Source organism: Paenibacillus sp. FSL K6-3182 (genome assembly GCF_037976325.1).
In the GTDB taxonomy this organism is placed as follows: Bacteria; Bacillota; Bacilli; order Paenibacillales; family Paenibacillaceae; genus Pristimantibacillus.
On the sequence record NZ_CP150265.1, the window covers coordinates 6,218,204 to 6,235,910 of the forward strand.

The 17,707-nt window shown below is 47.6% G+C and carries 12 protein-coding genes; all 12 read right to left on the minus strand.

Features of this window, described 5'->3' with window-relative positions; all coding sequences use genetic code 11:
• Positions 1 to 25: 25 nt before the first annotated feature.
• A complete protein-coding gene (locus MHH56_RS27380; RefSeq protein ID WP_339204794.1) occupies positions 26 to 1,630 on the minus strand; it encodes a response regulator in 1,605 nt (534 codons plus the stop codon).
• Complete coding sequence (locus MHH56_RS27385; RefSeq protein ID WP_339204795.1) at positions 1,627 to 3,498, minus strand: sensor histidine kinase; 1,872 nt, start codon at positions 3,496 to 3,498, stop codon at positions 1,627 to 1,629. Before MHH56_RS27385 ends, MHH56_RS27380 begins: the two co-directional genes overlap by 4 nt.
• Positions 3,499 to 3,500: 2 nt before the next feature.
• Positions 3,501 to 5,030, minus strand: a complete 1,530-nt coding sequence (locus MHH56_RS27390; protein WP_339204796.1) for an extracellular solute-binding protein — start codon at positions 5,028 to 5,030, stop codon at positions 3,501 to 3,503.
• A gap of 479 nt (positions 5,031 to 5,509) precedes the next feature.
• Positions 5,510 to 6,391: a sugar phosphate isomerase/epimerase family protein gene (locus tag MHH56_RS27395; protein WP_339204797.1), complete on the minus strand. Its 882-nt coding sequence runs from the start codon at positions 6,389 to 6,391 to the stop codon at positions 5,510 to 5,512.
• Between the two features lie 18 nt (positions 6,392 to 6,409).
• On the minus strand, positions 6,410 to 7,474 hold the full coding sequence (locus MHH56_RS27400) for a Gfo/Idh/MocA family oxidoreductase (protein ID WP_339204799.1): 1,065 nt from the start codon (positions 7,472 to 7,474) through the stop codon (positions 6,410 to 6,412).
• A 30-nt stretch (positions 7,475 to 7,504) separates the two neighbouring features.
• A complete protein-coding gene (locus MHH56_RS27405; protein WP_339204801.1) occupies positions 7,505 to 9,079 on the minus strand; it encodes an FAD-dependent oxidoreductase in 1,575 nt (524 codons plus the stop codon).
• 19 nt (positions 9,080 to 9,098) lie between these two features.
• The gene (locus MHH56_RS27410) at positions 9,099 to 9,917 is read right to left on the minus strand and encodes a sugar phosphate isomerase/epimerase family protein (protein WP_339204802.1); all 819 of its coding nucleotides are present in this window, start codon (positions 9,915 to 9,917) and stop codon (positions 9,099 to 9,101) included.
• 719 nt (positions 9,918 to 10,636) lie between these two features.
• Positions 10,637 to 12,184: an ABC transporter substrate-binding protein gene (locus MHH56_RS27415; protein WP_339204803.1), complete on the minus strand. Its 1,548-nt coding sequence runs from the start codon at positions 12,182 to 12,184 to the stop codon at positions 10,637 to 10,639.
• Positions 12,185 to 12,267: 83 nt separating this feature from the next.
• Positions 12,268 to 13,158, minus strand: a complete 891-nt coding sequence (locus tag MHH56_RS27420; protein ID WP_076267076.1) for a carbohydrate ABC transporter permease — start codon at positions 13,156 to 13,158, stop codon at positions 12,268 to 12,270.
• Between the two features lie 15 nt (positions 13,159 to 13,173).
• Positions 13,174 to 14,130: an ABC transporter permease subunit gene (locus MHH56_RS27425; protein WP_339209743.1), complete on the minus strand. Its 957-nt coding sequence runs from the start codon at positions 14,128 to 14,130 to the stop codon at positions 13,174 to 13,176.
• A 200-nt stretch (positions 14,131 to 14,330) separates the two neighbouring features.
• The gene (locus MHH56_RS27430) at positions 14,331 to 15,902 is read right to left on the minus strand and encodes a response regulator (protein ID WP_339204804.1); all 1,572 of its coding nucleotides are present in this window, start codon (positions 15,900 to 15,902) and stop codon (positions 14,331 to 14,333) included.
• A 2-nt stretch (positions 15,903 to 15,904) separates the two neighbouring features.
• Positions 15,905 to 17,650 (minus strand): histidine kinase, encoded by a 1,746-nt coding sequence (locus tag MHH56_RS27435; protein WP_339204805.1) that lies wholly within the window; start codon positions 17,648 to 17,650, stop codon positions 15,905 to 15,907.
• Positions 17,651 to 17,707 lie beyond the last annotated feature (57 nt).

The following is a 17,707-nucleotide window of genomic DNA, read 5'->3' on the forward strand; positions in this document are numbered from 1 at the left end:
ACGCCAGCATAATTAGGCGCAGCTTTCACGCTTTAACTCCGCCTGGGTTGACGCCCCAATATTTGCGGAACACCTTGGTGAAATAGCTCACATCCCGGTAGCCCACGAGACGAGCGGCATCGTACACCTTGCCCCCATTCTGCAGAACGGATTTGGCCCGTTCCATCTTGCGCTCCAGCACATAGGTTGAAAAAGGTACTCCTGTCTCCTGCTTAAACAGCCGGCTCAAGTAAGATGAATTGATAAAAAGGCGGTCTGCTACCGTATGCAGCGTAATATCCTGATCGATTTCCTGATTGACGATAGACAGAATGGAGCGGACCACTCCGTTGCTCGTCGTTTTCCGCTGCTGCTGCAGGTAATCGCAGATGCGGCCAGTCAAGCGGACCAGCCAGGCCCGAATCTGCTCCTTCGTCGCCAGCAGCCTGATGTTCTCGAAATAAATCATATCCTCTCCTGCCACGCACCCAATTCGCCAGCCCTGCTTCTGAATCATACGGATATACAGGCTGCTCAAATAAAGGACGGCCTCATGAACCTCTTCTGCCGTCTCCACGGACTCTAGGCTTTTGTCCCACAATCCTTGCAGCGCCTCCAGCGCCTTGGCCTCGTCAGCGGTTTCCATGGCGATCTCCAGCGCTTTCTCTAATCCTTGCTGTACCTGAACCCCCTGTTCCTTACGGCCAATCTCGCGGTAAGGAATGGCTATGTCGCAGCCGTATACAATACGTTCCTGCAAGGCACGGCAAGCTTCGGCATACAGCGCACTCATGCTGCCAATCCCTCCGGCCGCAGCGCAAATGCCTGCGCTTGCTGTCAGACCAAGCGTCTCCCGGGTGCGCGACAGCAATTGAACGACCGATGCCTGTACGCGCAAAGCGCTGTCTCCTGGCTCCTCCTCGCGCCGCAGCACAAAAACAAGGAGCGTATACCCTTGATGATCAGGGCACACCCAACAGGAGGCGGGCAGCATTTCTCTCGCCAGGCATTGCAATGAGAAACGCCACATTGGAGCATCCTCCGCGCGAAAGCAGCCATCCCCTTGCGGAAGCGGGTCAATATCCACCACCGCAACTGCGATCCGGTCGGACTCCTCAAGCTCAATCTGATATTCCGCACCTCTTCGCAGCACCTCGCTATCGTCGTAGTCGCCTGCTGCCCACTGCCGAATAAAACTGCTTTGCAAATGGGGAAGATGCTCACGCCACTTTACCTTCAGCTCTGCCTGCTCGCGCCACTGCTCCATCTCGTCTCGCAGCTGCTTTGCCGCTTCCAGTACGGCGCCCAGTATTTCCTCTTCAGCCGCGGGCTTCAGCAAATACTGGGAAACCCCTAAAGCGATAGCATCCTGAGCGAAGCCAAAGTTGTCATGTCCGCTTAAGATTATCAGTTTCAGCTGAACGCCGTTGTCTGGATATTCCCTAAGCTTCCTCACCAGTGTCAGCCCATCCATCTCCGGCATCTGGACATCAATCAGCATGATATCGGGTCGCTTCCGCTCGATCAACGCCAGCGCTTCTACCCCGCTGGCAGCCAGTCCGACGACCTCAATGCCATGCTCCTCCCATGGAATATTATTAGCCAATCCCAACCTAAGCCGCAGTTCATCCTCAACGATCATTAAATTCATGCGGATCGCTCCCCTTTTTCCAGAGTATGGTGAGTTACAGCACGAAAACTTTCCTTGCATTGATCCAGCGGCAGCGAAATGGTGACCGAGGTTCCATGTCCTTGCACACTTTCGACAATCAATTCAGCTTCTTTGCCGTAATAAAGCTTAATGCGAGTCATTACATTGCGCAGGCCGAACAGGTCACCCGTCTCCTCGTCCTCCAGCGAAAACAGATTCGCTTCGCGCTGTCCCAGCCGCTTCATTTCTTCTTGAATATAGGCTAGTCGCTGCGAACTCATCCCTGAACCATTATCGCTTACGGTGACCTGAACGGCCTCTCCATCTTTTATTCGGCCGGAAATAACAAGTTTTCCGCCTTCCGTTTTCCCTTCCATCCCATGCAGGATAGCATTCTCCACAAGCGGCTGCAGCAGCAGCTTCAGAATCGGGATGGGGCGGCAATCCTCCTGAATGTCGTATTCCACCTCAAAGCTGTCCAAGTAACGGATTTGCTGAATGCGAATGTAATAATGCAGATGCGACAAGCTTTCGTCAATCGTAAATACATCCTTGCCCTTGTTCAGGCTTAGACGGAAAAAACGCGACAAATTCAGCACCATCTCGCTAATTTCATCCGCCTCGTAATTTTTAGCTGTCCAGTTAATTGAATCCAGCGTATTATACAAAAAATGAGGGTTAATCTGGGTTTGCAAAAATTGAAGCTCCGTCTTGGCCAGCCTCAGCTGCTGCTCGTAATGATCTTCAATTAGCCGCTTCTGGTCTACGACCATCCGATTAAACGCTTCCGTCAAATAACCCAGCTCGTCGTGCCGTGTATTCTCCAGATGCACATTCATATTTCCCGTACCCAGACGCTTCATGCCCTTGAACAGCTTATCTACCGGAGAAGCGATACCGATATAAACGAGCCAGGATATGCCCAGCGCCAGAAGGACGCTTACGAAAATAATAGCTAACGTATACAATCGAAGCTGATCTGTTTTGGCGTACAGTTCTTTTTTGGGCTGTATCAACGTCAGCCGCCATTTGGAATACTCCGAATCGATAGAAACGGTCATCTCCGCATCCGTCGTGCGGGGAAGGCCAGGCATGCCCACGCCCTCCGCAAGCGTATGCTCTGCGCCGTCGAGCTTGCCTGTCCCGGCAATCAATTTGCCGGTATCGCTGTGCAAATAAATGGTAGCCGAAGGCGATGGGAGCAGCGACTTCATCAGATTGATCAGCTTGCTTTTGTCCACTGTAATAATGACTACATCCGCTCTGCGATTGTTGTTGTACAAATCCATGGTTCGCAGCAGCGATACGCTATCGGTATTAATTAAGCTGCCGAAGGTCGCGTTGCCGGCAATCGGCTCCTCCGCCAGCAGATAAGTGATTTCCGTCCCGCTAGTAATGGCGGTATTCTCAAGCCATTGCTGCTGCTCAGGGCTACTCAGCCTTCTCCCTCCATAATTCGTCGAAATCATCATATGGGAGGGCTGATGATACAGGGATATTTGCGATACGATATGATTAATAGAGTTTACATTCGACAGCTGCTTCAGCAGCATCGAAAAATCGACGATGGAGAGCGGCGACAATTCCGCTCCGTTATCTGCAAGCAGCTTGATAAACACAGGGTCTGTAGCAATCAGCGTCGAAATCTCCTCCACATTTTGCAAAGTCAAATCAATATAGTCCATAGCTGAATTCAGTACCGTACTGGACCGCTCCACCGCTTGGTCATGCAGAATGCTGCGGGAGCGATCAACGGCAAATAGGCTTACCAAGACGAGCGGCAGCAAAATCAACATAAAATAGCAGGTTAGCCGAAACTGGATTTTGCGGGAAAAGCGATCCCGAAACCATTTGACGGGATTTCTCATGCTTATCTCCCCCCTCCGGCGCTCAAGCGGGCTTCGTACCATTGATTAACTTCCGCTGTAACCTCTGCGCCACCCTCGCGGTACCACTCCTCCACAAAGCTGTCGAACTCATCCAGCGAAACGATGCCCATCACGATTTGTGTAAAAATGCTCTCAAGCTCCTCTAAATGTCCGGCATACTTGCTCATCGCCGGTGTCGGAATTCCGAAAAATTCGTTTTTTATTAAATTTTGTTCAATCATCTGCAAATTATCGTATAAGTGAAAGTCGCCGAGCGAATCCAACCGAGCCTTAGCCATAACAGGATCAATGACATCGACGAGCGACTGGTAGATGCCCCTGTACAAATGCTTGTCATGCTCTACAAAATCGGTGACCATTTTCCCATTTTTCATCGACCAAATCTTGCCTTCAAAACCAAGCTTCAACGTCTCCCTGCCCTCTCCCACGATGAAATTAAGCAGCTTTACCACTTCTTCGGGATGTTTCTTACCGACCGGCACTACGTTGTAACCGCGGATTAAATCCTTGTTATATACGCCGCTGTGCCCCTCAGGTCCGACGGGATACTGAAGCGGAATCCATTCCGCCTTGGGATCTTTCTTTTTGCTTGCCGCGATGGGTCCGCGCGTATCGTACCAAGTCGCGGAAAACATGCCGACCTTTCCGTTCTCGATTTTTTCGATAAAAGCATTGTTGCGGTTAAGCGGGAATTCCGGATCAATCAGCCCTTCCCGGTAAAGCTTTGCCAGAAAAGCGAGCGCTTGCTTGGTCTCCGGCAGCGTACTGCCATTAACCAGCTTTCCATCACGCGCCACCCAAGAATTCAATTGAACACCAAAAGCGCCAAAAAACGGCGCTGTCCGCCCCATGTCCTCGAGCAAAATAAGGCCCATCGTATCATTGAGCCCGTTCCGGTCAGGGTCTTCCTTAGCAAAGGCGCGCATGACTTCATAATATTCGTCCAGCGTCTTAGGCGGCTGCAGCCCTAGATTATCGAGCCAATCCTTCCGCACATACATCAACTCGATGCCCTGCACGTCTGTTAAACTTGGAATGCCGTAAATTTTTCCGTCGTAGCGCATTCGATCCCAAGCCTCTTCAGGAATAAACTTCTTCAGATCTTGTCCATATTCGTTAATATAGTCGTCAAGCGGCGTAAAAGCCCCTTTTTTGACATATTCGTCAAACCAAACCGGGTTGAACGTGTGAATGAGATCTGGGAGATTTCCGGAAGCCATAATGACGTTTAGTTTCTCTTCATAAACTTCCTGAGGGGGAATATTGACCCGCAAATCCAGTCCTGTACGTTCCTTTATATAGTTTATATAAGGATTATCGTTTTCGTCTGAACCATCCGGGAATGTCATGCCCAAATCGTTAATGACCATCGAAATCGCGACGCGGCTCTGCGATGTGGGCAGCGGCTGGCCAAGCTTCTCCCACTCGCTGCAGCTTGGCACCGTCGCAGCTACCATTAACAACGCTATTATCCGAACAATCAAACGACAGTTGAACCTTTTGCGCTCCATAGCTCCCCCTCCATCTTTTCCGGAATGCATCCGGCATTACTCCCTATTCAACTTCTCCTTCAAGCAAGCGCTAGACTGCGGTACATAACCAGCAAAAGCAGCCTCCTTCCCACCTACTCACTGTTATCCATCTAAATTATGTTAACTATAATAACACGAAATACAACTAATAAGAGTATAAAGGCATAATGCATCAGGCCAATCTTCTTTTCATGTCATTAAAGCGAACATACATTAAAGCGGTTGCATAAATAACAAGGTAATACGGATATCGCTATAGAATATACTTCCTATATTTAGAATAAATAGAAGCGGCTGCCCTTACGGCTATTCGAACTTTGCAGGCTGTTGAGCCCATCCTATTCCAATAGCCGCTCCAGCAACCGCTTTACGTCCAATCCAGCAAATGTGAATAAATCTGTTATTTCCATTGTACTTCCAACAAGCGCCCGCTTAAATCTTAGATTCAATAACTGGGGCTAGCGGAAACTCTTAATAAATTGAACCGCTTTGCGTATATCGGTCTCCGGCTGATCTCCAACTTCGCGTTCGATCGTCAGATAGCCATTATATCCAATCTCCTTTAACGCCGTAAAGTATCTGTCGAAATCAACATTCCCTTCGCCGAGCGGCAGCTCACGGAAAAATTGTCCCGTGCTCACCATCTCCGCAATTTTGGCATGATCCATCGGCTCATAGCCAAGCGCACCATATACCATGCGAGGATCTACCACCTTGCGGCGTATGCCGTCCTTGACATGGGTGTGAACGACGTAATCCTTAAGCAGGCGAACCCCTTCCGCTGGATCATCCCCCGTCACCATCACCATATTGGCAGGGTCAAAGTTGACAGATACCCCTCTGCCACCTAGCGTATCCAGAAAACCTTTCAGATGGGCCGCCGTCTCAGGGCCGGTCTCGATAGCAAAATAGGCCTTCATGCTATTGGCATATTCATTCAGCTCGCGGCAAGCCTCCTGCATAACAGCGAACACCTCTCCATCTTGATCCTCCGGCACGATTCCGATATGAGTCGTTACAATGGTCGTGCCGAGGTCCAGCGCCAAATCGAGAATCCGCTTTGATTTCTCTACTTTTTCCTCGTTAACGGATTTATCCTGGAAGCCATGGCCACCCAGGTCGCCGCATAACGCGCTGATTTCCAGCCCTAATGAATCGATATAAGCCTTCAGCTCCCTGCGGGCGGCAGCGCCGAGATTAACCGGGTCCATCTCGCCTGAAACGGCATAGATTTGCACCCCCTCCGCACCAACCTCCTTCGCCTTCTTCAGCCCTTCCTTAACGCCGACGCCAAAGCTGTCTACAATGACGCCTATGGGATTTCCGATATTTACAGACATGCCGATTCCACGCCTCCCCTAGTCGAAATGGATTTCCTTGCCTAGAGTCGCCGACTCGTACACGCCGCAAAGTATTTTCATGATTTCAACGCCGTCCTGCACTGGACTGATCGTGTTTTTCTTCCCTTGGCAAACTTCAACAAAGTAATTTATTTCGTCTTGGAAGCCCTGCACAAATTCGAATGAGAGATTGTCAATTTGTGGCGTGGCGTTCAGAATCGTGTCATACTTCTCTGTAATTAAAGTCAGCTCTGGCTCCAGCTCGACACCGCCTTTCTCGCCATAGAGCTTTACCGTCAGCTCATCCTGCTTCGCATGCAGCGTAAAGCTGACATCAACCAGCAGCGACGCCCCGTTCTCAAAGCGTACCAGCGCATTGGCCATGTCCTCAACCGTGTTCAGTGCTGCATCATAATCGGCTGCCTTGTAGAACTTCAAGTTTTTCACATTGGAGCGGTTGCCTAAACGGTTGTAGGTGTTGCCGCTAATGGATTTAACTTTGGGCTTGCCCATCAAATACCAGCAAAGATCGATGACGTGAACGCCGATATCGATCAGCGGACCGCCGCCGGAGCGCTCCACATCAGCGAACCAGCCTCCAGGGTTGCCCAGCTTGCGTATGCATGAAGCTTTGGCGTAATAAATCGGGCCGATTTCACCATTGTCCAAAAATGCTTTTACAATCCGCGTATTGGAGGCATAGCGGCGGACAAATCCTACCTGCAGCGTCTTGCCGGATTCCTTGACAGCCGCTTCAACCGCTCGTGCCTCCTCCACCGTTTTGCTGAGCGGCTTCTCGCAAAGCACATGCTTTCCTGCCTTCAGAGCGGCGATACTGATCTCCGCATGGGTGTTGTTCCAAGTACAGATGCTGACCGCATCAATATCGGGGTTCGCCAGCAGCTCGTTGTAGTCGGTGTAAACGTTAGGAATGTTATATTTCTCCGCCTTTGCCTTCGCCCGTTCTTCCTTCAAGTCGCAGACAGCGACCAGCACGGCATCCACGTTTTTGCTGTAGGAGCCAAAGTGCATTTCTGATATGGAGCCAGCTCCGATTACGCCAATTCGAATAGGATTGCTCATTGCGATTTTCACCTCATAAGTTAATTTAGTTTAAACTGCGCGCAGCGAAGGCCATTCCAGCTCGATGCCCTCTGCAGCCAGAAACCTCTGGTAAGCGGCAAGCTCTGTCTCCGAAGAACGGACATCGCTTGGCGACAAGCCGCGATCCAAGCAGAAGCTGGCACAATAGCCCGCTGCCTCGCCAATATTCCATTCCACCGGATGAAGCCGGTAGCAGCCGTTTGTAATATGAGTGGTTCCGATATTTTTACAAGCAGCAAGCAGATTGTTCACTCTTACCGGGATGAGACTGCCCAAAGGAATCTGGAACGGCAGCGACGATATATCTATATAGGGCTGATTTTCCGTGCTGGGATGCAGATCAATGCGGTAACAGCCGATGCCCACTGAATCCGAGAAATATTCCGCACGGCCGTCAGGACGGCTTTCCGTTGCAACATGCTGCTCCAAAATCGTAAACTCCGCCTTGATTCGGCGCGACTCCCGAACATACGGATACATGGCAAGCCCATCCTCTGTCCCCACCACATCGGGACGAAGCCTTAGCCCAGGGTAACCTTTCCCCCCATCCGGGCGAGGAGCCTCTGTCTGCATCCAATAAAGCAGCGACAGGCTGAGCTGCTTCGCCTCGCTTAAGTGACGCTCCCTATCTTCCGGCTTCACATCGATAATAGAGCCCAGCCAATAATCGTTCTGCGGCCAGTTGACCAGCGAAATAGAACTGTTGTAAGTCCCTTGAACGTAGTGCTCCTTCTCAGCGATTTGACGATATTTGAACAGCGAAAAAGCGCCTTCGCCAGGGAAAAGACCGTACTGAACCGGCTGCATCGTTGCCGGCTTGACGCCGGTCCAGCTTAGCAGGCGATCCGGCCAGAAATCCGCCTTGTATTCCTTCCAGAAATCATAGAGCTCTGGCTTTGGAATCGTATGATCCTCGCCTTCCAGATAATCGATGGCGAAGCAATAGGTAAAGCCCTGCATATCTTGGGGCAGCGCCTCTCCTTCTACAGCATGAGGCTCCCCGGTCTCTTCACGTGCTTCCGCACCTGTAACGTATTCAACGCCGGCCAGCGGAAGCAGGTCGCCGCATTCCGTAGCGTCGAGAAAATATGGAGCCTTCAGCAGCACCGTATTTCCGCTGTCCATGCTTTTAACCGTCACCGAGACGATGGCATCGCCATCGCAATGGGCGTTTACTGGAACATGGCGGCGCAATATCGTCAGCTGCCCGCTATGTACATAAGGAGCAAGCTGGCGTTCCAAAACGGCAAGAGCGGCGCGTGGCTCGTGACATAAACGGCTGACTGTACCGCCACCTGGGTTTAGCTGTTCGTTCTCTCGCGCCGCTGTCGTGAGTGGAAAAGCATCCCGGTAATAAGCGCGGATATCCTCGCGAAAGCGGCGATAGCTCCGGGTGCAGCCGAAGGACTCGATCCAGGGATGCTCGTCAGGCGGAACCGCCTGACTCGTTAATTGACCGCCGATCCAATCCGTCTCCTCGGTCATGATAACGGTTTTGCCCGACTTCGCCGCTGCCAGCGCCGCCGCAACTCCTCCCGTGCTTCCTCCTACAACTACGATGTCGGCCATTGCTTCTCGTTCCATGCGCTTATCTCCTTTGGGGTTAAATAATGGTTTCAAAATAGTCATAGCTGCGCCGAATGCCTTCCGCCTCGCTGCCTACACCTTCATATTCAAGAACAAACGCTCCGCGGTATCCATTCTCCACCAGCTTGTTCACGATTTTCTCCAATTCAACATCGCCGTCTCCTAGGTTGATTCCTTCAAAAGCTTTGCCTCCGAGAGACTTGTAGCGCCCGTCTTCACGCATTTCAAAATCCTTGAAATGAACATGCGAGACATAGGGGAGCAGCGTCTCAAGCGCGGCTGTCGGATGCTCGTCTACGAGCAGAAAATTGCCTGTGTCAAACGTGGATCGCAGAGCCGGAGAACCAACCCGATCGATGATCGTTTTGACCTGCTCGCCGCTTCCCGCTAACTTTCCGTGGTTTTCCAAACAGAGAACCAAGCCATCCTTCTCAGCGACCGCAGCAGCTTCTTTCAGTCCATCCACAATCCAGTCCAGCGCTTCTTCGTAGGTTGCAATGTCGCTAAGGTTACCGGAGAACACGCGGATGACGTTTGTTCCCAGTATCTTCGCAACAGGGTAGGCATCCGTAATCTCCTTCAGCGCCCCTGCTCTTTCCTCCTCGGTTGCCTTGACGAAATCATTGGCTACCGCGTAGCTGGACACCTTGATGCCATTATCTCTCACAAATGCAAGCACGCTTGGCAGTTCCTCCAGAACGTCCTTCCAGAACACATTCAACAGCTCGACATCCTCAATCCCTTCATCCTTGCAAAAGGATAGAAAATCCAGCACCTTCCATCCGTTTTCTCTCACGGTTCTGTGCATGCTCCACATGCTAAGTGACAGCTTCATTTTGCAACTCCCTCCATGCTCTGTTATGGCCTCGCTTTGTTGAAAGGCAACGCTATTGCTTACTGCGTACCACCATTGTAAAAGCTGCCATCCGGCATAAATAGAGTAGACCGATGACCATTTTTGGTAACTTGATGCGATTATCTCTCCATTCACTAAAAACAGGATGGCTATAACCTTCTTTGTAGGGCACGAATGTCTTTCCAGGTTATAAATTGAATGGTTTCATAACTCGTGGATAGCAAATAGGGACGCAAAATGTGTTTGCAGCCTTAATTGTTCGTAGTCGGCTTGTGCTATCCTGTACTTTTGCAGGCTACGCGCTGGTTTTTTCCGCGCCTGTACACCTATGTTGTATAACGTACATGGTAGATGTCTGATTAGGCCTTGATGAAGCTGATAACCATTCACTACAGATCATCCGTGCAATATAGCAACATCTCGATAGGAAAAAATCATAAAATTATTGCAATAGTGCAGGATAGCTTGGCTAGATTACGATGGTGGGCATATCTCCGGTCGGCAAAACGGCCTGTTGTATGGTCGAGCACTCGAGCAAGGAGTTCCATCTGCTTACTGCTATTGCGCTGAAGAGTGGCGTCTGCCAATAGGCTCACTTTTACACTGCGAAAGTTGAATAATTTAGATGTTATATAACTAAAATAGGGCTGCTCCGAAAGTAGTTATCTACTTTCGGAGCAGCCCCATTCAGCTTCTGCCTATTTTTTAGCTGCCGCCCAAGCGTCCAGCTGTTTTTGTTTCTCTGCGATAATCTTATCTATTCCCGCTGCTTTCAGCTGTTTATTGAATTCAGGCAGCTTCGAAACAGGATCGACCGTTCCGGTCTCCAATGCAATTTTGTACTGGTTTTGCACATTCGTTACTGCCGCAATTTCTGTTTTGACGGCATCTGCATTAAAAGTAAAGCCAAGCGCTTTTGATTTCACGGCGTTTCTATTAAATTCAGCCAGCTGATTCCAAAGCTCTGGATCATCGCCATTCCAAATGTGTGAAAGCGATTGGTTGCCAAACATCCAGCCCATTTGCAGGTTGTAGCCTGAGTTTGTGGCATCCACGCCTTGCGGGTAATCAATGACATTGTCGGAAATCTTCACGTAATGTTTGTTCTCAATCCCGTAATCCAGCAGGTTGATGAAGTCTTTATCGGTATACATCATATTCAGCAGCATCATCGCTCTCTCAGGGTCCTTCGAGTTTCTTGCAATACTCCACATGATCGATATGATATTAGTCGTCGCTGTTGCCGCAGGTTTGAAATGTACAGATACCATCTCTTTGCCTGTAGATCTTGATTCCTGCGTCTCAATACCCGGCTTCATATGGGATATGAACGAGAATGCTTTGCCTGATTTCACTAAGTTATATTGCGTTTCTGTGCTTGTAGCTGCATCCTTGGCAATATAACCTGCTTGATTCCATCTTCTTACTGTGTTCAGCATTTCTGCATATTCTGGCGTCTCATACATATTAACAACCTTCAGGTTATTGTCATAGCCTGGAAGCACGCCAAAGCCTTCGCCCAAGTTATCAAAGTAGCTAAGAACGTAAATATCGAGAATAGATGTTCCATACTTAACTGTCGGAATCATATCCGGTTCATTATCTTTAATTGTTTTGAATACAGCGTCCAAATCATCCAATGATTTAATTGCGGCAGTATCAATGTTATATTTTTCAACCAAATCCTTACGCATCGTAATGCCATAATCTGCTGCCAAATCCCTGATGCTTGGTACTGCATATATTTTCCCATCAATTCTCGTCGCATTTAAGAAAGCCGGATCAAGGGAATCTAGCGCTTCCGTTACCCCTTGTCCTTTATCAGTCAAATATCCGTCAAGCTCAAGCAGCTGCCCTTTAGCTACATCTTGGCTGTAGGTTCCAAGTCCGCTTACAATCAAATCCACCTGTTCATTACCCGACATCATTAGCGTCTTCTGCTGAGCCCATGCGCCAAAGCCGATAGGTACCAGCTTTACTGTCGCATTGATTTTTGCTTTTGTCATTTTGTTGATTTCGTCCTGCACCAGCTTTAGATCCTTAGGCTCGCCCCCGACCGGAAATACCATAACTAGCTCAACAGGCTTAAGCTCCCCGCTGCTGTTGCCGCTTTTTCCTTCTGCTGTTTTCCCGTCGTTGCCTGCATTAGTGCCCTTGTTGTCTCCATTGCCGCATGCACTGATCACCATTGCGAAAGCTAGTACGATTAAGAGAAGCGTTTTTGCTACAAACTTGTTTTTTCTCATTGCTGTGACCTCCCTATTTTTATTTGTGATCCGATTCTATCTATAAATGCATGATTCATGCCGTTATAGCGTCTATGAAAGATTTATCCTTTAACAGCACCAATCGTCAGACCTTTAACGAAATACTTTTGGAAAAACGGATAGGCGATCAACAGTGGAATGACCCCAATTGCGGCCATTGCCATCCGCATTGGCGCAAGTGGAATATTCGCTCCAATATCTGCATTACGGCTGCCTGCTTGCGTAGAAGATTGTAAAAACTGTACGTCCAGCAATATCCGATTGAGAAGGTTTTGAAGGCTATAATAATGACTATCTGTAAGATAGATTAAGCCATTAAACCAGTCATTCCAATATAAAATGGTGTAAAATAATCCTACTGTAGCAAGCACCGGCGTCGAGAGCGGCAATACGATCCGGTAAAATATTTTCCATTCCCTTGCCCCGTCGATGTAGGCGGATTCAATAATCGCTGTCGGAATTGAGCTTGCAAAAAAGGTTCTCATCAATATGATAAAAAATCCGTTCATCAAAAGGCCCGGTATAATTAAGGCCAGCATCGTATTTTTTAAATCAAAATAGTTGGTGTATAGCAAGTACGTCGGTACAAGACCTCCGTTAAACAACATCGTAAAAAATACATAAAATGCGAGCGTATTGCGAAACGGCATTTCTAGACGCGAAAGCGGATAAGCGACCATCGCAGTAAGCGTAAGTCCAAGCGTCGTACCAATTATAGTCGTTAAAACCGTAATGCTGTATGCCCTTATAATGTCAGAAGAGCTGTTCCACAAATAGTGGTATGCGGAGAAGCTTATTTTATCAGGGAAAAACGCATAACCGCTGCGAACAAGCTCCATATCATCGGTAAGGGAGGCGGAGAACAGCAGCCAGAACGGCATGATGCAGAAAAAAGTGAACACTAGCATAACGATATTAATGATCCATTGATAGAGCTTCCCCGATGCTTGCATAATACATCTCCCTTTCTAAAACAACGCGTTGTCTTTGTTGTATTTTCGTACGACCGCATTCGATAAAATGACCAAAATGAAACCGACAAATGCTTGGTACAAACCTGCAGCCGAGGACATCCCGATGTCGCCGAGGTTAATCAATGCTCGATAAACATAGGTATCAATCGTATTCGTAACTGGCATCAGCGCGCCTGTGTTAAGCGGAACTTGGAAGAATAAGCCGAAATCGGAGTAGAAAATGCGTCCAATGGCGAGCAAGGTCATAATCGTAATAACCGGCGATACGAGCGGAAGCGTAATCTTCGTAATTTGCTGCCACCGGTTAGCTCCGTCGATCGTTGCTGCCTCGTAATACTCATTATCGATGCCGATGATCGCTGCCAAATAAATGATGCACAAATTGCCTACGCCTTTCCACACGCTTACGAGCGTTAAAATCCATGGCCAATACTTGGTCTCACTATACCAAGAGATAGGATCAATCCCCATCGTCGGAAGCAAGGTTTTGTTCATGAATCCGTTCTCAACATCGAGGAAGCCGAGCACCAGATAGCCGACAATAACCATTGAGATTAGAAAGGGAAGCAGGATTAGCGTCTGATACAGCCTTGATAAGAAACGTTTGCGAATTTCATTAAGCATTATCGCAAGCGCTAATGCAATCCCCGTATTCAGCAGGATAAAGGTAATATTATAAAGCAGCGTATTTCTTGTAATGATGTAAGCGTCCGTTGTTTTGAACAAATACTCAAAGTTTTTAAAGCCAATCCAGTCACTGCCCATAATTCCTTTGGCAAAATTGATGTCCTTAAATGCGATCACGATTCCGAACATCGGCAAATAGTTGTTAATCAGCAGGTACAAAAGGCCAGGCAGCGCCATCAGCACGAGGGCACGGTATTTCTTAACCTTTCTCATCTCCGATGCGAATGCTGCTTTCTTCTTCGTCTTCAATGAGACCTGCTTCATATTGGAGGGTGACGTCTCAGGATTTGCTTGCACGGGTCTCAACCACCTTTGGCTTCGTTTAATATGTTGCTTAACTAATAGTAGCGCAAACAAAATAGAGCCACTACTAATAATCCGACATCCGACTTTCGAGTTTCCGACATCATAAACGGGAAAAGAAAAATGCCGTTAGAGGGTCTCTAATCCTCTAACGGCATCGTTTATTTGGACGGACAGCCTTTGCGATAATACTGGGGTGTCATCGATACTTCTTTCTTAAACAACGTAGAAAAATACGAAAAATTCGAGAAGCCAACCGCGAGTGCGACGTTGCTGATCGTAGTATCGGTCCTTGCGAGCAGCTCCTTTGCAAGATTGATTCTTTCTTTCAAAATATAATCGGATATCGAGAGCCCCGTCTCTTTCTTAAACAGTTTAACGATGTAATCTGGGCTTAACCCAATATAATCGGCGATATATTGTCTGGACAGCTCCTCATCGATGTGAAGCGCAATGTAGCGCTTGATCTTCTCGACCACCGTCTCCGTCGAATCCAGCTTTTCCATATGGACGAGCGCCTTCTCAAGCACATCCCGCACCCAATTCTGAAGGTTCGTCACGCTTCGTGTCGCTGACAAAATACGCTCTGGCGTCAAATGATCCGAAAAGATTTCATCCGCGCGCAGTCCCTGCTCATGCAGCGTATGCAGAACCATTTGCAGAAAGCTTTGATAAAATTGCTGCAGCCTTTTGGCGCCTAAGCACTCAATTCGTTTCCATGAATCCAAAAACTGCTGCGATTCATCGAGTACCTTTTTCTTATTTCCTTGCTTAATGAGCTCCGACCATACATTCATGGGCGGCATTGGAATCTGCGATTCCTTCTTTATTGGATCATCGATGAACATCACACAGTCTGCCATATTAACTTGATTCTTTTTAAAAGCGATCAAGCCTTCCACCATATCGCGCACTTCATGGACTTGTGCCGATTTTCCAATATAGCAGGACACGTGACAATATAAATAATGATTGCTCATCTCAATAAAAGACTGACAGCGCCTTTTGATTTCTTTGCTAAAAAGCTTGCCATCTTCTGTTTGCATAACATCCTGTGCAAACACAATGAGCATGTAATCAGCGTTCATCCGGACGATTTGTGCACTAGCAGCACGCTGAATAACGACCTCCTCAAGGGCGTTGTGGAGCGCATACTCCATAATTTGCAGATCACGGGCGGTTAATGATTTCTCCCAATGCTCGATACTGATAAGAACCGGCAGAAATGTCATAGACCTCGTGTACGGAAGCTTCTGCTTGCCGATAACCTCCAACATTTTATCCTGATTAGACGGAATGGCTTGCTTCAGTACATCCTGCCAAAAACGCTCAGCCACCATCGTTGCCGATTCCCGCTCCTTCCTGATTTTCTCAATTAGCTTCGTCATTACAAGCTTCAATTCATCATGCGGAACGGGCTTCAACAAATACTCGAAGCTGCCAAGCTGAAGAGCTTTTTTCGCATATTGAAAATCAGCGTGACAGGTAAGAAAAACACATTCGGTTTGGGGATACTGTTCACGCACCCATTCAAAGAGCTCCAGCCCGCTGCCCTGCGGCATTTCTATATCACAAATCATCATATCAAATGGCTGAAGACTAAATTCCTCCTTCGCTTGCCGAAGATTATGTGCGAGAGTGACACTTATAATGCCGAGCTCTCTCCAGTTCACACTCGATTTAATGCCATTTGCGATAAAGATCTCATCATCAACGATTAATAAACGGTACATATTCACGACCTCATTTCTTTCGTTAAAGGCATCGTTATTTCAACTGCTGCACCATCTTCGTTATAAAAAGCCATGCTCGCCTTGTCCCCGTATAACAGCCGCAATCTGCGTCTTACATTCCAAATGCCAATATGCTCCCCATCTTCATTCATTAAATTAATTTCCTGCTGCAGCTTCTGCAAGACCTCCTCGGAGAAGCCCCGGCCTGTATCATGAATTTGAATTCGCAGCCTCTCTTCTGGCATCAATTCGCATTTTCCAATCGTTATCGCAATATGAGTCGGCTCATCCGTGTTAATTGCGTGTTTTATCGTATTCTCGGCAAAGCTCTGGATAATTAACGGAGGAATATAACATTCCCTCAGCTCGCCATCAACAGCGATCTCGTACGTAAAGCTTCCAGGAAAGCGGAAGGTCTGGATTTTCAAATAGTTTTCACTATGATTTAGCTCATCCTGCAGAAGCACGTAATCCGTCTGGCTGCGGAACATAAACCTGAAATAGCGGATCAAGGAGAGGGACAGCTCCTGTATTAATTCGTACTTCTTCTCTTGCGCCAAGTAATATACGATGTTTAAGCTATTCAAAAAGAAGTGAGGGTTAATCTGCAGCTGCAGCTGTTTCAGCTCTGCTTTCTGATTAATCAATTGCTCCTCATATACGTCAATTTTTAATTGTTGAATATCGCAGACCATGCTGTTGAACGTTTCATTCATCATTTCGAATTCATTGGAGGTCGGTTTATTCGGTATTCTTGCCTCCATATAACCTTCTTTGATTTTGCGCATGGCGACAATAATTCGATTGATCGGCAGCAGGACCACTTTACGCAGAAAATACAAAGCAATCACTAGAATGAGAATCGAGCCTGTCGCAATAAGCACAATGATTCTTTGCAGATAAGGAAGCTTCTCCAAAATATTTTGCTCGGGTACGACAGCTACTAATCCAAATTCACCTTTGCCTGACTTTTCGCCCATGACGAGGTAATTGTTGTCTGCGCCGGAAAGCTGATACGTCTTAGAGATATAGGATAAATCGATTTTATTTTTTTCGAAAAAGTCCTCGTCCTGTAGCGGCCTATTGCTCTCATCAACAAGCAGCGACCTGCCTTCCGATCCGAGGTCTAGAAAGTCGAGCGGGTCCATAACTCCGTCCACATTTACCCCTGCCCCAATGTACAGGTTGCCAGCCTTAATCATATGCAGCAAATAATTTTGTTCTTTCAAATTCAGCACAGACCATTTATCGTACTGATAGCTTTTCATCGCTTGTTCATCGTTCAGAAGCGCAACAATTCCTTCCTTGATGAAATCATTGTTGGTATAAGCAGAGCCCGTCAGCTTAGGCGCGAACAACAAATCCTGATTCAAGGGTGAATAAATAAAAAAATAGTCCAATGCTTTATAATAAGTCGCATTGTCTCTTAACTCTGTAAATAGCCAAATTCGCTGCAAATTGTATAAATCCACATCTGCTTCTGGGAGACTATCGAGAATATTCAATCCGGATTCTTCCGCAGTAAATTTGAGCATGTAGCTATCTATATCCTCAAGCGTCATGTCAATCAAACCCATGTATAGATTAAGCATATTGCTGTTGGACTGCGCCACTTGATTACGAACGACATCAATGGAATACAAATTGTTATAAATAAGAAAGGAAACCATCGGAATCATAATAAGCATAAGCCCTGTTACCAGCTTAAATCGAAGCGAATTAAAGAGAGAACGATTAAGTAATTTCAAGATCTGCTAAGCCCCCATTTGCCTCTTAAATAAAAAATAGAGCTATATACAACTATT